Consider the following 19,272-nt stretch of genomic DNA (forward strand, 5'->3'; position numbering starts at 1 on the left):
TCCTAAATTCACGTTAATTAAAAAAACAAAAGCCGGATAGCAATTACCCGGCTGTACTTGATACTTACTGATTAAACATCCAGTAGGATGCGAGCTGGATCTTCGATGAACTCTTTAATAGTTTTCAGGAAGCCAACTGATTCACGGCCATCGATAATACGATGGTCATATGAAAGCGCGACGTTCATCATTGGGCGAATAACAATTTCACCATCAATGACGACCGGACGGTCTTCCATACGATTCATACCTAAAATACCGCTTTGAGGTGGGTTGATAATTGGAGTCGCCATTAACGAACCAAACACACCACCGTTAGAGATAGTAAAGGTACCGCCTGTCATCTCTTCGACAGTCAATTTGTTATCACGAGCTTTAATACCAAACTCACGAATCTTTGCTTCAATCTCAGCAAGGCTCATGGTGTCAGCGTCACGTAGCACCGGCACAACCAAACCACGCGGAGAAGAGACGGCAACACCGATATCATAGTAACCATGATAAACGATATCGTCGCCATCAATTGAAGCATTAACAGCAGGATAGCGCTTCAACGCTTCCACTGTTGCTTTTACAAAGAAAGACATGAAGCCCAGACGAGTGTCATGTACTTTTTCAAACTGCTCCTTATAACGTGCACGAAGCTCAACGACTTCTTTCATATTGATATCGTTGAAGGTCGTTAGTAGCGCCGCATTTTGTTGAGCTTCAACCAAACGCTCAGCAATACGCTTACGTAAACGCGTCATTGGAACACGCTTCTCTTCACGTAAACCGGCAGAAACTGGAGCATCACTGCTCTTAGCTGCAGGAGCTGCTTTTTTACCGCCGCTCTTCATGAAGTTTTCAACATCTTCTTTAGTCAAGCGGCCATTTTTACCTGTTGCAGGGATTTGACTGGCATCAAGGTTATGTTCGGCTACCAAACGACGAACGGCAGGAGATAAAACGTCTGTATCTTTAGCAGGCTCTGCAGGTTTATCTTCTGACTTTGCTTCTGCCTTAGGGTCTTCTTTCTTATCAGTAGAATCATCCTTAGCTTCAGCGCCAGCATCACCACCTGCGCCGGCTTCAAACTTAGCAATCGCTTCTTCTTGAAGAACCGTATCACCTTCTTCTTTTAAGATTTCAGAAATAGCACCATCTTCTGGAGCAACAACCTCTAAAACCACTTTATCAGTTTCAATATCGACCAAGTTCTGATCACGCGACACTGCTTCACCCGGCTTGACGTGCCAGGTAGCAATAGTGGCATCCGCTACAGATTCAGGCAACACAGGAACTTTAATTTCGATAGCCATGTTATAACCTTATTTACCTTAACTTAATTTAAATTCTTTTATTTGATGCAGGTTATTCAATACCTAGCGCATCGTTAACCAATTTAACTTGCTGTTCATTGTGAACACTTGCATAACCAACAGCAGGTGCAGCAGAAGCCGCTCGGCCAGCAAAAATCACAGGGTCATTCGTTGGTACGGCATCGTCTAAATTATGACGACTACAATACCAGGCACCTTGGTTTTTCGGCTCTTCCTGACACCACACAAAGGTACTCGCGTTTTTGTATGATGTTAAAATTTTCTCCACTTCTTCGTGCGGGAATGGGTATAGCTGCTCGATTCGAACAACAGCTACATGATCCAGCTTTTCATCATGACGCTTTTTCAGCAGATCATAATAAACCTTACCAGAGCACATGACTACCCGTGCCACTTTCTTTTTATCCAGTTTATCGACTTCATCGATCGCATTCTGGAATTGGCCCTTGGTCAATTCATCAATACTGGATACCGCGTCACGATGACGTAATAAACTCTTCGGAGTCATCACAATCAATGGCTTACGTAAACTACGAACCATCTGACGACGGATCATGTGAAAAGCCTGTGCCGGAGTAGAAGGCACGACAACCTGCATATTCTGTTCAGCCGATAACTGTAAGAAGCGTTCCAGGCGTGCAGAGCTATGCTCGGGCCCCTGTCCCTCGTAACCATGTGGTAAAAACAACGTAAGACCAGACAGACGTCCCCACTTATGCTCACCAGAGCTAATAAACTGATCAATGACCACCTGAGCACCATTGGCAAAGTCACCAAACTGCCCTTCCCAAATCACCATAGAATTCGGCTCATTCGTTGAGTAGCCATACTCGAATGCCATCACCGCCTCTTCCGATAAAACGGAATCAATGACCGTGAAACGAGGTTGCTCTTCTTTAATATGATTCAGAGGGATGTAGACTTCAGCATCATTCTGATCGTGTAATACCGCATGGCGATGGAAGAAAGTACCCCGGCCACTATCCTGGCCACACAAACGCACTTCATAGTCGTCATCCAACAACGAAGCGTAAGCCAGGGTCTCTGCAAAGCCCCAGTCCATCGGTGACTCGCCTTGCGCCATCTCTTTGCGCAGCGCCATAATCTTCTTGACTTGCCGCTGTAGAGGAAGCTCTTCAGGATAGTCTGTGATTCGCTCAGCTAACGTGTCAAACTTCTTTTTACTGATCGATGTATCGGCTGGAGACTGCCACGATTGATTTTCAAACGGTGACCAGTCAACGCTGAATTCATTCTTATGGGTCTTAATACGATTAAGAACGACCGAGTCTCCTTTATCCAACAGGTCACGGTAATCATTGACAAACGTTTTCGCTTCATCCGCTGTAATAGTCCCCGCAGATGTGAGCTTATCTTCGTAGATTTTACGGGTCGTTGGATGTTTCTTGATCTTCTGGTACATGATTGGCTGAGTCGCATTCGGCTCATCCGCTTCATTATGGCCATGGCGGCGGTAACAAACCAAATCAATGACCACATCTTTCTTAAATTTATTACGGAACTCTAAAGCTAAGCGCGTAACATACAATACCGCCTCAGGATCGTCCGCATTAACGTGGAATACTGGTGCTTCAACCATCTTTGCAACGTCGGTGCAATAAGCCGTTGAGCGAGTGTCTGCCATCTTAGATGTGGTGAAGCCTACCTGATTATTAATTACAAGGTGTACCGAACCACCAACATAGAAGCCACGCGCCTGTGACATATTGAACAGTTCCATCACTACGCCCTGCCCTGTTACAGCCGAGTCACCGTGAATTAGAACTGGCAACACCTGTTCGCAATGTTTATCGCTGCGGCGTTCCTGACGAGCTCGAACCGAACCAATCACTACCGGGCTGACAATTTCCAAATGAGACGGGTTAAAGGCTAACGCCAGATGAACTGGACCACCGTCCGTTTCAACATCACTGGAATAGCCCATATGGTATTTAACGTCACCGGAAGACCCTTCTTCGACCACTGCATTTTTACCCGCAAACTCGTCAAACAGGACTTCGGGCTTTTTACCCATCACATTAACCAGCATGTTCAAGCGACCGCGGTGCGCCATGCCGATGACAATCTCTTTAGCTCCTTTGGCACCCGCCTGATTAATGAAGTCACGCATCATTGGGATCAGGCTATCGCCTCCCTCCAATGAAAAGCGTTTGGCTCCCGGGAACTTCGAACCTAAATACTTTTCAAGACCTTCTGCCGCAGTCAATCCCTCGAGAATTTTCTTCTTGGTCTGCTCGCGGAAATCGTGAGATGCAGATACTGATTCCAGCTTCTCCTGAATCCAGCGGCGCTCTTCTAAATCATTAATGTGTAAGAACTCTGCACCAATTGAGTTGCAGTAGGTTCTTTTCAGACGGTCTTCGATTTCTTTAAGTGACTGCTGTTCCGGCCCTGCCAGATTTCCAACGTGAAATTTCTTATTTGGATCGACATCACCAAGCTCAAAACTATCTAAACTTAAGTCGGTTGGGTAAGGATGTTTCCATAAACCAAGAGGGTCGATATTAGCGTGATGGTGACCACGCGCTCGGTATGACTCGATAAGGTGTAAGACTTTGACTTGCTTTGGGTCGGCAGTTGATTCACCGCCACCTTGAGAAAAAGCTAACTTTTGGCGATTCAACCCAATTTGGCGGAAGTGCTCTCGAATTGCGCCATGAGCCACTTCTTGTTTATCGTTAACTTTGTCGTACTCATCAAATTTTTCACGCCATTCGGCATCGACTGATTGAGGATCTTCTAAATATTGCTCGTATAGTTCTTCCAAATAGGCGGCGCTACCTCCCGAAAGGTAGGCACTGTCAAACATCGCCTCTAAGCCGTTCTTCATTTTAATTTAACACCAGTTCTCGGTATTTGTACCGCTATGATAACCAAAAATCGCAACTCTTAACACAGTAACGCCAGTTTAATTTACAAAGAGTTACTGCAAGAGCTGCGATTTATCTCGTTGTTAATATTGCTATTAATAGAGCAACCTTTCAACGCTTCGATTAGCTAATTTCTAAAAAAGCCGATTATACACCACTTTTTAGTAGCATAGAACGGATATGGCCAATTGCTTTAGTTGGATTCAAGCCTTTTGGACATACGTCTACACAGTTCATGATACCGCGACAGCGGAAAACGCTGTAGGCATCATCTAAATCGTTTAAACGCTCTTCTGTATGCGTATCACGACTATCCGTCAAGAAACGATAAGCCTGCAACAAACCCGCTGGGCCAACAAACTTATCAGGGTTCCACCAGAAAGATGGGCAAGAAGTAGAACAGCAGGCGCACAAGATACACTCGTACAAGCCATCCAACTTTTCGCGATCTTCAGGCGACTGCAAACGTTCTTTCGCCGGCGTTTCGGTATCGGCGATCAAATAAGGTTTGATCTTCTCATACTGCTTATAGAATTGCGCCATATCTACCACTAAGTCACGAATCACAGGCAAGCCTGGTAATGGACGAATGACTACTGGCGACTTCAGGCTGGACACAGCGGTAATGCAAGCCAGACCGTTTTTGCCATTAATATTCACACCATCTGAGCCACACACACCTTCGCGGCAAGAGCGACGGAACGATAGCGTTGGCTCTTGCTCTTTCAGGTCTACCAACACATCCAGCAGCATCTTATCCGAGCCTTCAGGAATGTCGATATCGAATTCCTGCATATAAGGCTTTTTGTCTGTCTCAGGGTTATAACGATAAATTTTAAACTTCATATTCTTTGCTCCGTATGCATTTCGTTACGGATTAATAAGTACGTGCTTTCGGCGGGAAAGCATCGACTTTGTCAGGGTGCATATTCACGTCGCGAGTACCCATTTCCTCGGTTTCCGGATAGAACACCGAATGTACTAACCAGTTTTCGTCATCTCGATCCGGGTAATCTTCGCGGCTGTGTGCACCACGACTTTCGGTACGGAATTCTGCGGCCATCGCTGTGGCGTAAGCAACTTCCATCAGGTTCTCAAGCTCCAGGCACTCCACGCGCTCGGTATTAAAGGCTTGTGATTTATCTTTCAATACTGCATTTTTCATGCGCTCACGAAGCTTTTTAACTTTCTCAAGACCTTCTTTCATCAAGTCACCGGTACGGAATACACCGAAGTGGTTCTGCATGGTTTGCTGTAACTCTTTGCGCAACTCAGCAACATCTTCACCTTCTTTCGACTCTTCCCAACGGCTGTAACGCGCCATCGAGCGTTCAGCATCAGCGTCGTTAAAGTCAGAGAATGGCAGGCCTTCACGCAACGATTCTTCAAGGTGTAAACCAGCCGCACGACCGAATACCACCAAATCAAGCAGTGAGTTACCGCCCAAGCGATTAGCACCGTGTACCGAGACACAAGCAACCTCGCCCACAGCGTAGAAACCTTTAACCACTCTTTCCGAACCGTCAGGATCACGGTCAATAACCTGACCGTACTTGTTGGTTGGAATGCCGCCCATCATATAGTGACAGGTTGGAACCACTGGAATCGGATCTTTGACCGGATCGACGTGTGCGAAAATCTTCGCCAACTCGCTAATACCTGGAAGACGCTTGTTAAGCACTTCTTCGCCCAGGTGATCCAGTTTCAAGAAAACGTGATCGCCATTCTCGCCAGCACCGCGACCCGCAAGGATTTCTTTCATCATCGAACGTGCCACCACGTCACGCGAGGCCAAGTCTTTGGCATTTGGCGCATAACGCTCCATAAAGCGCTCGCCATCCTTATTAATAAGATAGCCACCTTCACCACGACAACCTTCTGTAACCAAAACACCGGCACCAGCGATACCCGTTGGGTGGAACTGCCACATTTCGATATCCTGCACAGGAAGTTTCGCGCGAAGCGCCATACCAACACCGTCACCAGTGTTAATCAGGGCGTTCGTTGTCGAATTATAAATACGACCGGAGCCGCCCGTTGCAAAAACGGTTGCACGTGATTTAAACAGAGCCACTTCGCCCGTTTCAATCGACATGGCGGTAACACCACACACATCGCCGTCTTCATTACGCACGATATCCATCGCATACCATTCGTTGAAGAATTCTGTCTGGGCGGCTAAATTGGCCTGATACAGGGTGTGTAGCAAAGCGTGGCCCGTACGGTCAGCCGCTGCTGCGGTACGTGCCGCCTGCTCGCCACCGTACTCTTTCGACTGACCGCCGAAAGGACGTTGATAAATTCTTCCGTTATCCAGACGCGAAAACGGTAAGCCCATATGTTCCAGCTCATAAACAGCTGCCGGGCCATTTTCACACATGTACTCGATAGCGTCCTGATCACCAATATAGTCCGAACCTTTTACCGTATCGAACATGTGCCAGCGCCAATCGTCTGGGTGTGAATTACCCAGCGCAACGGTAATACCACCTTGAGCAGATACCGTATGCGAACGGGTTGGGAATACTTTAGAAATCAATGCGACTTTTTGGCCGCTTTTCGCTAGTTGCAGCGAGGCACGCATACCAGCGCCACCGCCACCAACAATTACGGCATCAAAAGTGTAAGTAGGTATAGACATGCTTTATAAGCTCCACAATATCTGGATGCCCCACACGATAAGTGAAAGACATATCACAATAACAATCGCCTGGAATGCGATACGGATGCTAACTTTTGGCATATAGTCTGTCGACACAATCCACAAGCCAACCCAGGCATGAATCACAACCGACAACAGGGCCAGGAACGAAAACACCTTCATGAAAGTGCTAGCGAACAGACCTTGCCAGGCAGCGAACGTAATTTCTGGTGTTGTTGCAAAGAAGTAGCCCAAGTAAATGACGTAGGCCAACATGATTACCGCAGAAAGGCGCTGCAACACCCAATCGTGTAGACCAGAACGGCCCAAACTCGTAACGGTAGTTACCATACCCATACTCCTAATAATACTGCTGAGATGACAGAAAGAATCAACACGCTCCAAGCGCCACGTCGGCCACCTTTAAGTGATTCACCAATGCCCAGGTCCATTAACAAGTGACGAACACCTGCTATGACGTGGTAAGCAACAGAGGTTAGAATCGCCCAAAGGATGAGCTGCCATAAGAAGGATTCTGAAAACATGGCTTGAAGCTCGGCATAGCCGGCGCTATCAAGCGATTTTTGCAGCATCCATAGAAGAATAGGCACAGCGATGAATAGAACAACACCTGTAATACGATGCAAGATTGACGATATTGCAGGCACAGGAAAACTTACCGTAGTAAGGTCTAAGTTTTTAGGTCTCTTTTTAATCACAACGTATCTTTTAAATTATTGCCTTGGCCGAAGAAGGCGTGAGTTTATGTTTCCGTCAGGATTTTGGTAATAGTGTTCGACCCAGAAAAATATACCTGACGAACTCCCCTTGAGGTGATACATAGTTCAGACGAAATTATATAAGTGCTTGTCGCCGATTACAATTATTTCACCTACCAAATTTGGGGTCATTGCTAAATCTTATGCCTTAATAGAAAACATCATAAAATTAATTTATGAAAATGATTCAAAATTTTGTAGAATGTGTGGCCTCTCTAGCTTTTAGATTAAAAAGTAAGCAATTTATTGTCCCGAGGAGACTATATGTCGGATAAAACAGCTAAACTTAGCCTACCAAATGGCGAAGAACTCACCCTGGACGTACTGTCACCAAGTCTAGGTAAAGATGTCGTTGCCGTTGGTGCATTAGGGAAAGCGGGTTATTTCACTTACGACCCGGGCTATGTATCTACTGGTGCCTGTGAATCAAAAATCACTTATATCGACGGCGCCAAAGGACAGCTACTTTATCGCGGTTATCCAATCGAACAGCTAGCGGATAACTCTAACTTTGAAGAAGTTGCCTATTTATTACTCAATGGCGAGCTACCGAGTAAAGAGCAATACGAAGAATTCGTCGCTAAAATTAATAATCACACCATGGTTCACGAGCAAATGATGAGCTTCTTTAACGGCTTCCGCCGTGACGCTCACCCAATGGCCATCATGGTATCAGTAGTAGGCGCCCTATCTGCGTTCTACCACGACTCATTAGACATTAATAATCCGAAGCACCGTGATATCAGCGCACTGCGTCTTATTTCTAAAGTGCCAACTATCGCGGCCATGTGCTACCGCTATTCAGTCGGCCATCCTTTCGTTTATCCAAACAACGATATGAGCCTGGCTGAAAACTTCCTGAACATGATGTTCAGCATGCCATCAGAAAAGAACTGGAAACCAGATCCGGTATTAGTAAAAGCTATGGATCGCATCTTTGTATTGCATGCTGATCACGAGCAAAATGCTTCAACATCAACGGTACGTTTAGCAGGTTCATCTGGCGCTAACCCCTTCGCAGCCATCGCATCTGGTATCGCCTGTCTTTGGGGACCAGCGCACGGCGGCGCGAACGAAGCCTGCTTGAACATGTTGCGTGAAATTGGTGATGTTGAAAACATTCCTGAATATGTTAAGCGTGCAAAAGATAAAGACGATCCGTTCCGCCTGATGGGCTTCGGTCACCGTGTTTATAAGAACTTCGACCCACGCGCAAAGGTAATGCGTGAAAGTGCACACGAAGTGTTAGAGCTTTTAGGTAAACATGATGATCCAACGTTCAAGGTAGCTCTTGAGCTGGAAAAAATCGCACTGGAAGATCCTTACTTCGTAGAGAAGAAACTTTATCCTAACGTTGATTTCTACTCGGGTGTTATTCTTGATGCCATCGGTATTCCAACTAACATGTTCACCGTCATCTTTGCATTATCACGTACTGTTGGCTGGGTATCACAGTGGAACGAAATGATGGGCGAATCAAGCCGTAAGATTGGTCGCCCACGTCAGTTGTATACTGGTGAAAAAGCACGTGATTATGTAGATATCAACTCAAGAAAATAAGAGATCAGGTTTAGCTCAAAAAAGTTAAAATCTTTGCTGACATTATTTTTTTGAAATGTCTATAATCGGAAAGGAGTGGCGTTTGTGACGTCACTCCTTTTTTATTTATAGCGCTAGTCGTCAACGATACATCGTCGGTCATTGAAATTTTTTATTCGTTATTCAGTAAAGCTAAACGCCTCATAAAAATTTCAGCCCACCTTGTCTCGTTTTAGCTTAGCACTCTAAACTATGGTTTTAAGAAATAAACAATAATTCATAATCGATTGATTTAATGCTGGTGGAATATGCAAAAGAACGTTAAACCCTGTTATTACTCAGATTATTTACAACTGGATAAGTTGCTGGATGCACAGCATCCGGAAAGCAAAAAATACGGCGCCGAAGCACACGATGAAACCCTTTTCATCATCGTACACCAAGCCTACGAACTCTGGTTTAAACAGATTTTGCATGAAATCCACGCAATTTTACCGGTACTTTCGCAAGATCACGTGACTGAAGATAGGCTGAGTACAGTTAACTTACGGATTGAACGTATTCACCGTATTCAGGAAGTTCTGGTGGATCAAATTGATATTCTGGAAACCATGACACCGTTGGACTTCCTTGACTTCCGCGATTACCTGATCCCGGCCTCTGGTTTTCAAAGTATTCAGTTTAAAGAGCTCGAAATATTGTTGGGCTTAAAGTCAGAGTTCCGTATCAATTTTGACAAAAAATCATTCTATAACCGCTTGAATGAAAAAGATCGTCACTACCTGATGGATCTGGAAGAGCAACCCAGCCTATTCGATGCCATTGAAAACTGGCTTGAACGCATGCCTTTCCTGGAGTTTGGTGACTTCAAATTCTGGCAGATGTACAAAGATGCCGTAGAAACCATGCTGGCACATGATGAAAAGGTTATAAAAGAGGCTGACTATCTGACGGATGCCGAAAAAACCTTCCAGTTGAATGACCTGGCGAATACCCGCGCTAACTTCGACGCTTTGTTTGATAAAGAAAAATACGATGAACTGAAACAGCAAGGCCGTTTCCGTTTGAGTCAGGAAGCAACCTTAAGCGCCCTGTTCATCAACTTATACCGTGAACAACCGATGCTAAATTCACCCTTCCGCTTGTTACAAGGCTTGGTCGAAATCGACGAAAACTTCACGACCTGGCGCTACCGTCATACCACTATGGTCCATCGCATGCTGGGTACGAAAATCGGTACAGGCGGCTCGTCAGGTCACGATTACTTAAAACAAACAACACAAAATAATCGTTTTTTCAGGGACTTATTCAACCTAACCACATTCCTTATCCCGCGCTCATCTTTACCTGAGCTACCTCCGGAAGTAATTAAAGCTGTTAACTTTAACCTCTAACAGTACGCTAAAATGCCAGCCCCGAGGAAGCTCGGGGCTTAATTCCGATAAAATCAAAAAATATAGTGTAAAATGGAACTCTTTGCCCGATAAGGCATCAAAGCATGGTTTTCGAGGCAATTTAACAGCATATTTATGGAGTTTTAACTTTTTTACGGTTGATAACTTGTGAGGCTTTTCACATTCATAAAGCTCTAATGCTTTAAAATTGCGCCACATTTAAATTTACACCGTGCTAGTGGAAAGGTAAAAGGAAGCTCCTGCTGACTAGCCAACCTATGGCTATTTGTGAATGAGTATATTTCGACGATTAAATAAGCCTTCAGTGTGGTTTGCTTTCTTAGGGCTTACCCTGCTGGCGTTACATTTCTGGTGGCAACCATCGCATATGAAGCAGCTGGGTGCAGAGCTATTGCATCGCTACTCGCTGACCATGTCCTTTGATGCCGCTAACGAAGACATCGTTACTCGGACATATTTACCTCTGACTAACGACCGTCAGGAGGTTATCAATGAGACACTTCAGTCAGGCACTTTAGAGTTTACCAACGATGAATCACTGATTGGTCGCCAGGGTATCTGGACAGGCTTCTCGACTACCCCCATTCGCTATAACGCTATTATCTCATCGCGTGAGCAGAAGTATGACATTGATCCTGAACTGGATATTCCCACCGATTATCCACCTCATTTAAAGCGTTGGCTTGAACCGACTGAGTTTATCCAGGTTAATGATCCTAGAATCCTAGAACTATGGATGAATATTCAGCCGAAAGAGCGCAAACTGTTAGCTACGCTCGAGGCGATTCATGATTACACCTATAACGAGATTGAGGGCGCTCCATTTAAAGGTACGACCGATGCCATAACTACCATGATCTTAAAGCGTGCCAGCTGTAACGGAAAGAGCCGTCTTTTCGCAGCCTTAGCCCGTTTAAATGGCATCCCGACCCGGCTTGTTGGCGGCGTCATTCTTGAAACGACAAAGAAAAAGACATCCCACCAATGGGTCGAAGCCTATATCCAGGGCCACTGGGTCCCCTTTGATCCGTTAAATGATTACTTTGCCCATATCCCGCACCACTATTTAGAGCTGTATATCGACGATCAGGCGTTGTTCAGCCACACGCGTAATATCAACTTCGATTATTTGTTTGATATTAGACGAGAACATATCGCCGCCCCGCTATTGCGCTTTGATAATGACGAAGGAGCATTTTTCAATGCAGCTTCCTTGCTGGCTAAACTGGGGATCGAAAATAAAACCGCTGGAATATTCTTATTATTCCCTCTTGTTGCCCTGCTCATTTCTTTTGCCAGAAATATTCTAGGCATTAAAACCTTTGGTATTTTCATGCCAATGTTGGTGTCGGCGGCCTGTATTTATACCGGCTTCTGGATGGGGCTTGGTGGCTTTATCGGTGTACTGATGACAGCCTGGCTCGGACAGATTTTCTTTGAACGGCATAAGTTACTGAAAATTCCACGACTGGCTGCAATTATTACCCTGAATACCATGCTGTTCATTGCCATTTTTATGGTGCTGGGCGAGCAAACCCCTTTGCAGATGGGCATGATGACCCTTTTCCCGGTTGTGATTATTTCCTTCATTGCTGAGCGCCTCAGCAATATGTCACAGGATAACAATTGGCGGGAGCTCTTCATTACTGCTTTCGGTAGCATTATCATGATTTCAGTGTGCTATCTGGCCTTCTCATCCATTACGCTACAAAGTTTCTTCGCCTTGTACCCCGAAAGTCTGCTACTGGTAATGGCCGCTCAGATATTTATCGGTCAATGGACCGGACTCCGTATTTCAGAATACATGCGCTTCAAGAAGATCAACACCCAGAACAATACGCTTGGTATCAATAAGCGTAACCGTGAATATGTCTACAAACTAAACGAACGCAAGCTTCTACAGCTGGCGATTGATAAGATTGAAACCAAAAAAGTCTTACTACAGGAAGGTGTTCCAGTCCCACAAACATTAGATATGTGCGACAGCTTTAGAGATCTTGATTCGTTTGTAGAACACTTGGAAGACTTTAAGAGTTTTGTGGTAAAACCTAACCGAGGCTCACAGGGTAATGGTATTCTCGTTATCGTTGACAATGACGAAGGTACTTTCATTACCGCTTCTGGCAAGCACTTAAGTCTGATGGATATCCGTTATCACGTCTCTGAAATTATCACGGGTAACTTTGCTCAAGATGGCGCGCCGGACACTGCCTATATCGAGCCGCTTCTTATCGAGCACCACCGTATTTCTGAAATTGCAGACCTTGGATTAAGTGACATCCGCGTTATTCTTTGCAACCAGAAAATTATCAGCTGCATGCTGCGGGTTCCAACCAAACTATCTGAGGGTAAAGCCAACCTGCACCAGGGTGCCATCGGCCTAAGCGTTGATATCGAAAGTGGCAAAACCACAAAATGTAGTTTCAAAGGTAAAGAGCTCGAGCATCACCCAGACTCTGGAGCCGAATTAATCGGTCATCAGGTTCCATTCTGGAATAAGATCAAAGAAATTGCACAGAACTCACAAAAAGCTATCCCGTTAGGTTATATCGGGGTGGATATCTGTATCGATGAAAAACTTGGCCCCATGGTGTTGGAAGTCAATGGTCGACCAGGCCTTGAAATACAGAACGTCCAGCACAAAGGTTTCTCTGGAGAAATGGAGACAGCACGTGATCTCATCTAAATACAATAAAGGGCTTTCGGCACCTGCGTTGTGCCTTATCGCCCTTCTGTTAACCATTGTTTTAGTTATCGTAGAGCGCAACGAGCGCGAAGTGATTAATGAGGGAACCTTAATTCAGATCGATGTTGATGACAGCCCAAGCGAAAGCGTTGACTCTGGTAGTGATAATGATGAATTTGATATACCTGCGCCTCAGGTCGACGACAATTCTGACAACAAAAGTATCACTGAAGAGCTGATTAAAGAAACCACCTTAGTACTGTCTAAAACAGACGTTTATAAGAAGGTATTGTGGCGCATTCACCGCATCGAACCACTAAAAGGCTTTAGTGAGAAAGATAAAAATAAAGTTCTCTTTAAAGCAGCTTTAAAGCTGTTTGCCAAAGGTGATTACGAGCGCACTCATAAAATCCTTGGTAAATTACCAAGGAGCACTCGCCATAAAGAACGTCCTGGCTTTTATTATGCTCTGGCGCTAACCAAAGATGACGAAATTGATAAGGCGATAAAAGCCTATCAAGGACAACTTGAACGCTTCCCCCATCATCAGGCAAGCGCTATTAACTATGGCTTATTGCTACTGGATGATAAGCAATATGAAAAAGCCGTAAAAGCTTTTAAATATGCCATCAGCACAACCAGTGGCCGCCGCAAATCGAAGTCCTACCGTAATTTAGGTACGGCTTATTATGAACTTGGGCAATACGAAGATGCAGTCAAGAGTTTTAAAAAAGCGATTGAGTACCAGCCCAATAACAGCACGACCTGGCTAAAACTGGCGGAAGCCCAACAGGAGCTACCGAAGTTTTCGCAGAAGGAAGTTCTCGAAACTTACCAAAAGTCGATTTCGCTCGCCCCTAACCGTTATAAATCAGCGCTGAAACGGGGCAACTATCTGTTCTCAGAGCTAATGTTTGCCGATGCAGCTAAAGACTATGCGGAGGCTCGCAAACGTTCTAGCGACCTGGTCGAAACGGCTTTGATGCAAAGCATTAACTATCTGGCTGCTGGTGATCTGGAAGCCGCCGATAAATCACTAAATTCCATTCGTCAGTCAAACGATGATGAAGAGTTATTAATTGAGCTGCTCAAGGCCCTGAGTAATGAAAAGTACGATGCCGCTGAGTCAGTTATTGATGAAATCAACGACGAAAAAAACTTCAAGCACGATGAATTGTTTAAGTATTTAAAACTCAAGCTGGCCGTGATTCAAGAAGATAAGTCCATTATCAAATCCTTTGATAAGGATTTATTTGAACACCCTCTTGTCGGCTGGCCCAGCCAGCTCGAATATACCCGTGCACTGTATCAACAGGAACAGTATAAAGAAGCTCAAACATTCGCCACAAAGATAGCAGATAACCAACCCAATAGCGCAGAAGCTCACCTGATTAACGGTCAGGTTGAGCTGAAGAACGAGCAGATTACGACCGGTTTCCAGAGCCTGAAACATGCTTATAATATTTACCCCGAAAGCCGTCGTATCGCCTTTATTTATGCACAGTCACTGTTCGAGTTTGAACGCTATAAACAAGCCTTAGCCGTTGTTAATATACTTATCGAGCAGCACCAGAAATTCATCGCTGCCTATGAGCTCAAGGCACGGGTACACCAGGAGCTGGCGCAGTACGATCTGGCGAGAGAGGCTTATACTCAGGCCTTCGAGCTGGACGACAAGAACCTGCATTCAGCCTACGAGCTGGCAAAACTGGAGTCTGAGCTGGGCAATGACCGACAAAGCCTGCTCATCCTTGACGACTTGCTTGAGCGAGACTCATCTTATATTGATGCACGACAGCTCAGAGCCATTCTGTTATGCGATGCCCGAAAGTACGCTGAATGTGTCAACGAGGCTAAAAATATCGTTAAACTGGATGAAGACAACCAAGGTGCCAAGGCATTAATCAAGGAATATGAGTCTCTGGTCGAAAATACTGAAGAGAGTTCAGGTGAAGGTAAGGGCAAAGAGCAAGATAAAAATGAAACCGAAGACACAGCTGATTCAGAGTCTAAGGATAAGAATGATAAAGACAGCGCCCCAAAAGATAAACCTGAGGACGACAGTAAAAACCCTGCTCAGGATGATAGTAAGAAAGGCGGCTAAGTCCTAGCCTAAGAAAAGCCACTGCTCACAGTGGCTTTTCTTATATCAACGAACTACTTTTTAGAAAAACGTCAGCCAGTAATTCGAAGCCTGCGGCATCTTCAGTATCAAAACGCTCTTTTTTAGGACTATCAATATCTAGCACCCCTTTGAGCTCGCCGTCTACCACCAACGGCACCACTACTTCGCTTTGTGAAGCGGCATCACAGGCAATGTGCCCCTCAAACTGCTCTACGTCCTCAACCAGCTGTGTTTCTTGTATCTGTGCAGCTGTGCCGCAGACCCCACGTCCAAACGGAATATGCACACAGGCCACCTTGCCCTGATAAGGTCCCAAAATAAGACTGTTGCTCTTTTCTGGGTTAGCCAGATAGAACCCAGCCCAATTTAAATCAGGCAGCATCTGAAAGATAAATGCCGAGGTTTGCGCCATGTTGGTAACCATATTGCTATCTTCGCCCAGCAGTGACTCCAGTTGCAGGGCTAGCTGGCGATAGTATTCGGGTTTATTACGGCTGTACTCTTCAATTTGACTTGGATCGAGCTCAAACATGGCCTTTTAGACGTTTAAATAGATAATTTTGCGTACAGTAGCTTAGAATGTATGCCTTGACAAGAAGAATCTATGAGCATCTATATAACTCTTTAGAATAACTAGATATTGTGGCAAATTAGAATAAACACCACTAGCAATACGATAAATGTCACGGTACCATAAGACGTGTATTGTAAGCTTTATTGAGTTTTAGGAGTTAAGAGAAGTGTCAATTTCCACTAAAGGCAAACGCAGCCCCACTGCTTCCCCTTGCATCGGAACATGTAGTACGGTTCTAGGAGATGAAGTATGTCGTGGCTGTGGCAGAACCTTTGACGAAGTCTTAAATTGGCATACCTACACCGATAATCAAAAAAAAGCGGTCAATTTCCGTCTAAAAATGGAAGGAAAATTAAAGTTCTAATACAATACCCTTTCTTTTTTTAACCACAACCAACAATAAGCCTAATTTGGAGCTTAACGCTATGCTAGTAACTATTGTCGATGCCCTTGCGGGAAAACCAGGCATTGGTGAAGAAGTCACCGTTCAAGGTTGGGTTCGCACACGTCGCGACTCAAAAGCTGGATTGTCATTCATAAACCTACATGATGGCAGCTGTTTCAATCCTATCCAAGCCGTGGTCGACAATAATATTGAGAATTATAACTCAGAGGTTATTAAGCTTACGGCAGGCTGTGCTGTAAAAATTACGGGCAAGCTGGTTGAGTCTCAGGGTAAAGGCCAATCCTTTGAAATTCAGGCGACCCAAGTCGAAGTCGTCGGCTGGGTTGATGATCCCGACACCTACCCAATGCAACCCAAACGCCACAGCATGGAGTTCTTGCGTGATAACGCACACTTGCGCCCTCGAACCAATATCACTGGCGCTGTAACGCGTGTTCGTAACTCAATTGCGCAGGCAATCCACCGCTTCTTCCACGAGAACGGCTTTAACTGGATCCACACGCCGATTATCACGGCCTCTGATGCCGAAGGTGCTGGTGAAATGTTCCGTGTCAGCACTCTGGATCAGATGAACCTGCCAAAAGACGACAAAGGTAACATTGACTACAGTAAAGACTTCTTTGGCTCCGAAGCGTTCTTGACAGTATCAGGGCAGCTGAATGTTGAAGCGTACGCAATGGCAATGTCTAAGGTTTACACCTTTGGCCCAACCTTCCGCGCCGAAAATTCAAACACCAGCCGCCATCTGGCAGAATTCTGGATGGTCGAGCCAGAAATTGCGTTTGCCGATTTAAATGACAACGCCGATCTGGCTGAAAAAATGATGCGTTATGTTTTTGAGGCCGTGTTGAATGAGCGAGAAGATGATATGGCCTTCTTCCAGCAACGTGTTGACGGTGAATGTATTAACCGTCTACGCAATGTTATTGATAATAAGTTTGAGCGTCTGGACTACACAGACGTTATCGATATTCTGAAAAAATCTGGCAAGAAATTCGAATTCCCTGTCGAATGGGGAATTGATTTACAGTCAGAGCACGAGCGATTCATCGCTGAAGAGCATGTTGGTCGTCCAACGGTGGTCATGAACTACCCTAAAGACATCAAAGCCTTCTATATGCGCTTAAATGATGACGAGAAAACCGTTGCCGCGATGGACGTGTTGGCGCCGGGCATTGGCGAAATCATCGGCGGAGCTCAACGTGAAGAACGTCTGGACGTATTGGATAAGCGTATCAAAGAGATGGGCCTACCTGCCGAGCATTACTGGTGGTACCGAGACCTGCGTCGCTACGGTACAGTACCACACGCTGGTTTTGGTCTTGGTTTCGATCGCTGCGTATCTTATGTGACTGGTGTTTCAAACATTCGCGATGTGATTCCGTTCCCTCGGGTACCGAATAACGTTAAATTCTAAAGATACATTAAGTAACAAATTAAAGGCTGCACTTTTGCAGCCTTTTTTATATGCTGATATAGTCGTCTTAGACCAACCGGGAGCCTTCTATATGAGTACCGAAAAGAAGCAAAAAAAACAAAAATCCGTCACCAAGTCGGGTTATAAAAGCGAGATTACCCAATTCTTAGAAGAACTGGACGAAACCATCCATCCCGACTCCCCTGCCCGCCAAGCTGAACGTAAAAAATACGACGACATCAACGAAAAACGAGATAACCCGGATTACGAAGAGAAAAAATCCAAAATTTGGAAAGGTTTTTAGCATATGAAAAAACTGTTAGCCGCAGCAGGCTTGGCAATGGCGGCTTTAAGCTCTCATGCATCCATAGAAATTACTGTTGAAGAAATTCGTCTGTTTAAAGCAGACGATGAAATGCCGAAAATTGTTCATCGTTACAATGAGCATATCACCCCCTTTGAAGAACAGTTTCTACAAGCAAACAGTTTTCAGCAAGCAAAGTCGCTTACCCATCGATACGCGTCAAAATTATGGCATACCGCAGTGAACGACTTGCAACAGTCCGGTTCAAGCTATGATGATCGCGCCCTGTATTGGGCCCGATTGAAGCTAACTAAAACCTTAAGACTTCGCGGCGAATCCGTCGGTTTCACTCCGTTACAAGTCCAACAACTGGTGGCAGTCGCCGAGCAAGCTTCTCGCGGCTATAGCGATATTCAGTTCAGCAGTGATTCGGATATTAAAATCCTGATCACTGGTTTTGATCCTTTCCTGCTGGATCGCAATATCAAGCAAAGCAATCCGTCCGGCGTTGCAGCGTTACGCCTCGATAATCAGGTGATTGAACACAATGGCAAAACCATTGAGATTCAGGCGGCCATGTTCCCTGTGCGTTATCAGGACTTTGATGATGGCATTGTCGAAAAAGTCGTCAAACCTTATCTTAAAAATAACAGTATTAATCTGCTCGCCACCATCAGCATGGGCCGTGAAAATTTCGATCTGGAACACTTCCCGGGGCGTCGTCGCTCCGCACCAGCTCCCGATAATAACAATCTCTATTCTGGCGGCTCTGCTGAAAGCCCCGTGATACCGAAATTAGGCGAAAAACCACTTCAAGGCCCTGAGTTTGTTGAGTTTTCGCTGCCCTACCAAGCCATGATGCAAGCCAAGGGGCCATACAAAATTAACGACAACCGTGAAGTGACTACGCTCGAAAAAACATTTAAGCCAAACAATTTAGAAGAACTGAATGGCGCAGTAGCCGTTGAAGGCGGCGGTGGCGGCTACCTCTCCAACGAAATTTCCTACCGCACCGTTAATCTAGGCAATAAATTAGAAACCACAGTCCCCACAGGACATATTCATACGCCACGAATTAAAGAATTTGATAAAGAAGTTATTGCAGCCATTGTTCAGCAAATCAGGGAAATGTTAGTACTTGGTGTGACTAACCCTTAAGATGCAGAGGAAGGA

Annotated in this window: 15 protein-coding genes; 8 read left to right on the plus strand and 7 right to left on the minus strand. The window is 45.2% G+C overall.

The window, feature by feature from the left end:
* Positions 1-71: 71 nt before the first annotated feature.
* The 6 genes from odhB to sdhC form a co-directional block, all read right to left on the minus strand.
* A complete protein-coding gene (gene odhB, locus H7708_RS03045) occupies positions 72-1,301 on the minus strand; it encodes a 2-oxoglutarate dehydrogenase complex dihydrolipoyllysine-residue succinyltransferase (RefSeq protein ID WP_223668998.1) in 1,230 nt (409 codons plus the stop codon).
* Positions 1,302-1,353: 52 nt separating this feature from the next.
* The gene (locus tag H7708_RS03050; protein ID WP_223668999.1) at positions 1,354-4,173 is read right to left on the minus strand and encodes a 2-oxoglutarate dehydrogenase E1 component; all 2,820 of its coding nucleotides are present in this window, start codon (positions 4,171-4,173) and stop codon (positions 1,354-1,356) included.
* 187 nt (positions 4,174-4,360) lie between these two features.
* Complete coding sequence (locus H7708_RS03055; protein ID WP_223669000.1) at positions 4,361-5,059, minus strand: succinate dehydrogenase iron-sulfur subunit; 699 nt, start codon at positions 5,057-5,059, stop codon at positions 4,361-4,363.
* A 31-nt stretch (positions 5,060-5,090) separates the two neighbouring features.
* Positions 5,091-6,854, minus strand: a complete 1,764-nt coding sequence (sdhA, locus tag H7708_RS03060) for a succinate dehydrogenase flavoprotein subunit (protein ID WP_223669001.1) — start codon at positions 6,852-6,854, stop codon at positions 5,091-5,093.
* 3 nt (positions 6,855-6,857) lie between these two features.
* On the minus strand, positions 6,858-7,205 hold the full coding sequence (gene sdhD / locus H7708_RS03065; protein WP_223669002.1) for a succinate dehydrogenase, hydrophobic membrane anchor protein: 348 nt from the start codon (positions 7,203-7,205) through the stop codon (positions 6,858-6,860).
* Complete coding sequence (gene sdhC, locus H7708_RS03070; protein WP_223669003.1) at positions 7,199-7,573, minus strand: succinate dehydrogenase, cytochrome b556 subunit; 375 nt, start codon at positions 7,571-7,573, stop codon at positions 7,199-7,201. Before sdhC ends, sdhD begins: the two co-directional genes overlap by 7 nt.
* A gap of 324 nt (positions 7,574-7,897) precedes the next feature.
* Between sdhC and gltA the strand changes: the two genes are divergently transcribed.
* The 4 genes from gltA (at position 7,898) to H7708_RS03090 (ending at position 15,377) form a co-directional block, all read left to right on the plus strand.
* Positions 7,898-9,193 (plus strand): citrate synthase, encoded by a 1,296-nt coding sequence (gene gltA / locus H7708_RS03075; RefSeq protein WP_223669004.1) that lies wholly within the window; start codon positions 7,898-7,900, stop codon positions 9,191-9,193.
* A gap of 287 nt (positions 9,194-9,480) precedes the next feature.
* Positions 9,481-10,566, plus strand: a complete 1,086-nt coding sequence (locus tag H7708_RS03080; RefSeq protein ID WP_223669005.1) for a tryptophan 2,3-dioxygenase family protein — start codon at positions 9,481-9,483, stop codon at positions 10,564-10,566.
* A gap of 292 nt (positions 10,567-10,858) precedes the next feature.
* Positions 10,859-13,273, plus strand: a complete 2,415-nt coding sequence (locus H7708_RS03085; protein ID WP_223669006.1) for a sugar-transfer associated ATP-grasp domain-containing protein — start codon at positions 10,859-10,861, stop codon at positions 13,271-13,273.
* A complete protein-coding gene (locus tag H7708_RS03090) occupies positions 13,260-15,377 on the plus strand; it encodes a tetratricopeptide repeat protein (protein WP_223669007.1) in 2,118 nt (705 codons plus the stop codon). The genes H7708_RS03085 and H7708_RS03090 overlap by 14 nt, the downstream gene beginning before the upstream one ends.
* Before the next feature lie 40 nt (positions 15,378-15,417).
* Here H7708_RS03090 and H7708_RS03095 read toward each other — a convergent pair whose 3' ends face one another.
* On the minus strand, positions 15,418-15,930 hold the full coding sequence (locus tag H7708_RS03095; protein ID WP_223669008.1) for a GAF domain-containing protein: 513 nt from the start codon (positions 15,928-15,930) through the stop codon (positions 15,418-15,420).
* A gap of 208 nt (positions 15,931-16,138) precedes the next feature.
* On the opposite strand from H7708_RS03095, the gene H7708_RS13395 reads away from it, so the two are divergent.
* The 4 genes from H7708_RS13395 (at position 16,139) to H7708_RS03115 (ending at position 19,257) form a co-directional block, all read left to right on the plus strand.
* Positions 16,139-16,336, plus strand: coding sequence for a DUF1289 domain-containing protein (locus tag H7708_RS13395; RefSeq protein WP_223669009.1), 198 nt, complete (start codon positions 16,139-16,141; stop codon positions 16,334-16,336).
* A 61-nt stretch (positions 16,337-16,397) separates the two neighbouring features.
* Positions 16,398-17,795, plus strand: a complete 1,398-nt coding sequence (gene asnS / locus H7708_RS03105) for an asparagine--tRNA ligase (RefSeq protein WP_223669010.1) — start codon at positions 16,398-16,400, stop codon at positions 17,793-17,795.
* Between the two features lie 91 nt (positions 17,796-17,886).
* Positions 17,887-18,099, plus strand: coding sequence for a CBU_0585 family protein (locus H7708_RS03110; protein ID WP_223669011.1), 213 nt, complete (start codon positions 17,887-17,889; stop codon positions 18,097-18,099).
* A gap of 3 nt (positions 18,100-18,102) precedes the next feature.
* A complete protein-coding gene (locus tag H7708_RS03115) occupies positions 18,103-19,257 on the plus strand; it encodes a C15 family peptidase (protein WP_223669012.1) in 1,155 nt (384 codons plus the stop codon).
* Positions 19,258-19,272: the final 15 nt, after the last annotated feature.

It is taken from the genome of Kangiella shandongensis (assembly GCF_020005365.1).
GTDB lineage: Bacteria > Pseudomonadota > Gammaproteobacteria > Enterobacterales > Kangiellaceae > Kangiella > Kangiella shandongensis.

Excerpts from the sequence above, each read along its gene's own strand:
- odhB (WP_223668998.1), bottom strand. The coding sequence starts at position 1,301 with ATGGCTATCGAAATTAAAGTTCCTGTGTTGCCTGAATCTGTAGCGGAT.
- gltA (WP_223669004.1), top strand. The coding sequence starts at position 7,898 with ATGTCGGATAAAACAGCTAAACTTAGCCTACCAAATGGCGAAGAACTC.
- asnS (WP_223669010.1), top strand. The coding sequence starts at position 16,398 with ATGCTAGTAACTATTGTCGATGCCCTTGCGGGAAAACCAGGCATTGGT.
- H7708_RS03115 (WP_223669012.1), top strand. The coding sequence starts at position 18,103 with ATGAAAAAACTGTTAGCCGCAGCAGGCTTGGCAATGGCGGCTTTAAGC.
- H7708_RS03080 (WP_223669005.1), top strand. The coding sequence starts at position 9,481 with ATGCAAAAGAACGTTAAACCCTGTTATTACTCAGATTATTTACAACTG.
- sdhA (WP_223669001.1), bottom strand. The coding sequence starts at position 6,854 with ATGTCTATACCTACTTACACTTTTGATGCCGTAATTGTTGGTGGCGGT.
- H7708_RS03085 (WP_223669006.1), top strand. The coding sequence starts at position 10,859 with ATGAGTATATTTCGACGATTAAATAAGCCTTCAGTGTGGTTTGCTTTC.
- H7708_RS03110 (WP_223669011.1), top strand. The coding sequence starts at position 17,887 with ATGAGTACCGAAAAGAAGCAAAAAAAACAAAAATCCGTCACCAAGTCG.
- sdhD (WP_223669002.1), bottom strand. The coding sequence starts at position 7,205 with ATGGTAACTACCGTTACGAGTTTGGGCCGTTCTGGTCTACACGATTGG.
- H7708_RS03095 (WP_223669008.1), bottom strand. The coding sequence starts at position 15,930 with ATGTTTGAGCTCGATCCAAGTCAAATTGAAGAGTACAGCCGTAATAAA.
- H7708_RS03050 (WP_223668999.1), bottom strand. The coding sequence starts at position 4,173 with ATGAAGAACGGCTTAGAGGCGATGTTTGACAGTGCCTACCTTTCGGGA.
- H7708_RS03055 (WP_223669000.1), bottom strand. The coding sequence starts at position 5,059 with ATGAAGTTTAAAATTTATCGTTATAACCCTGAGACAGACAAAAAGCCT.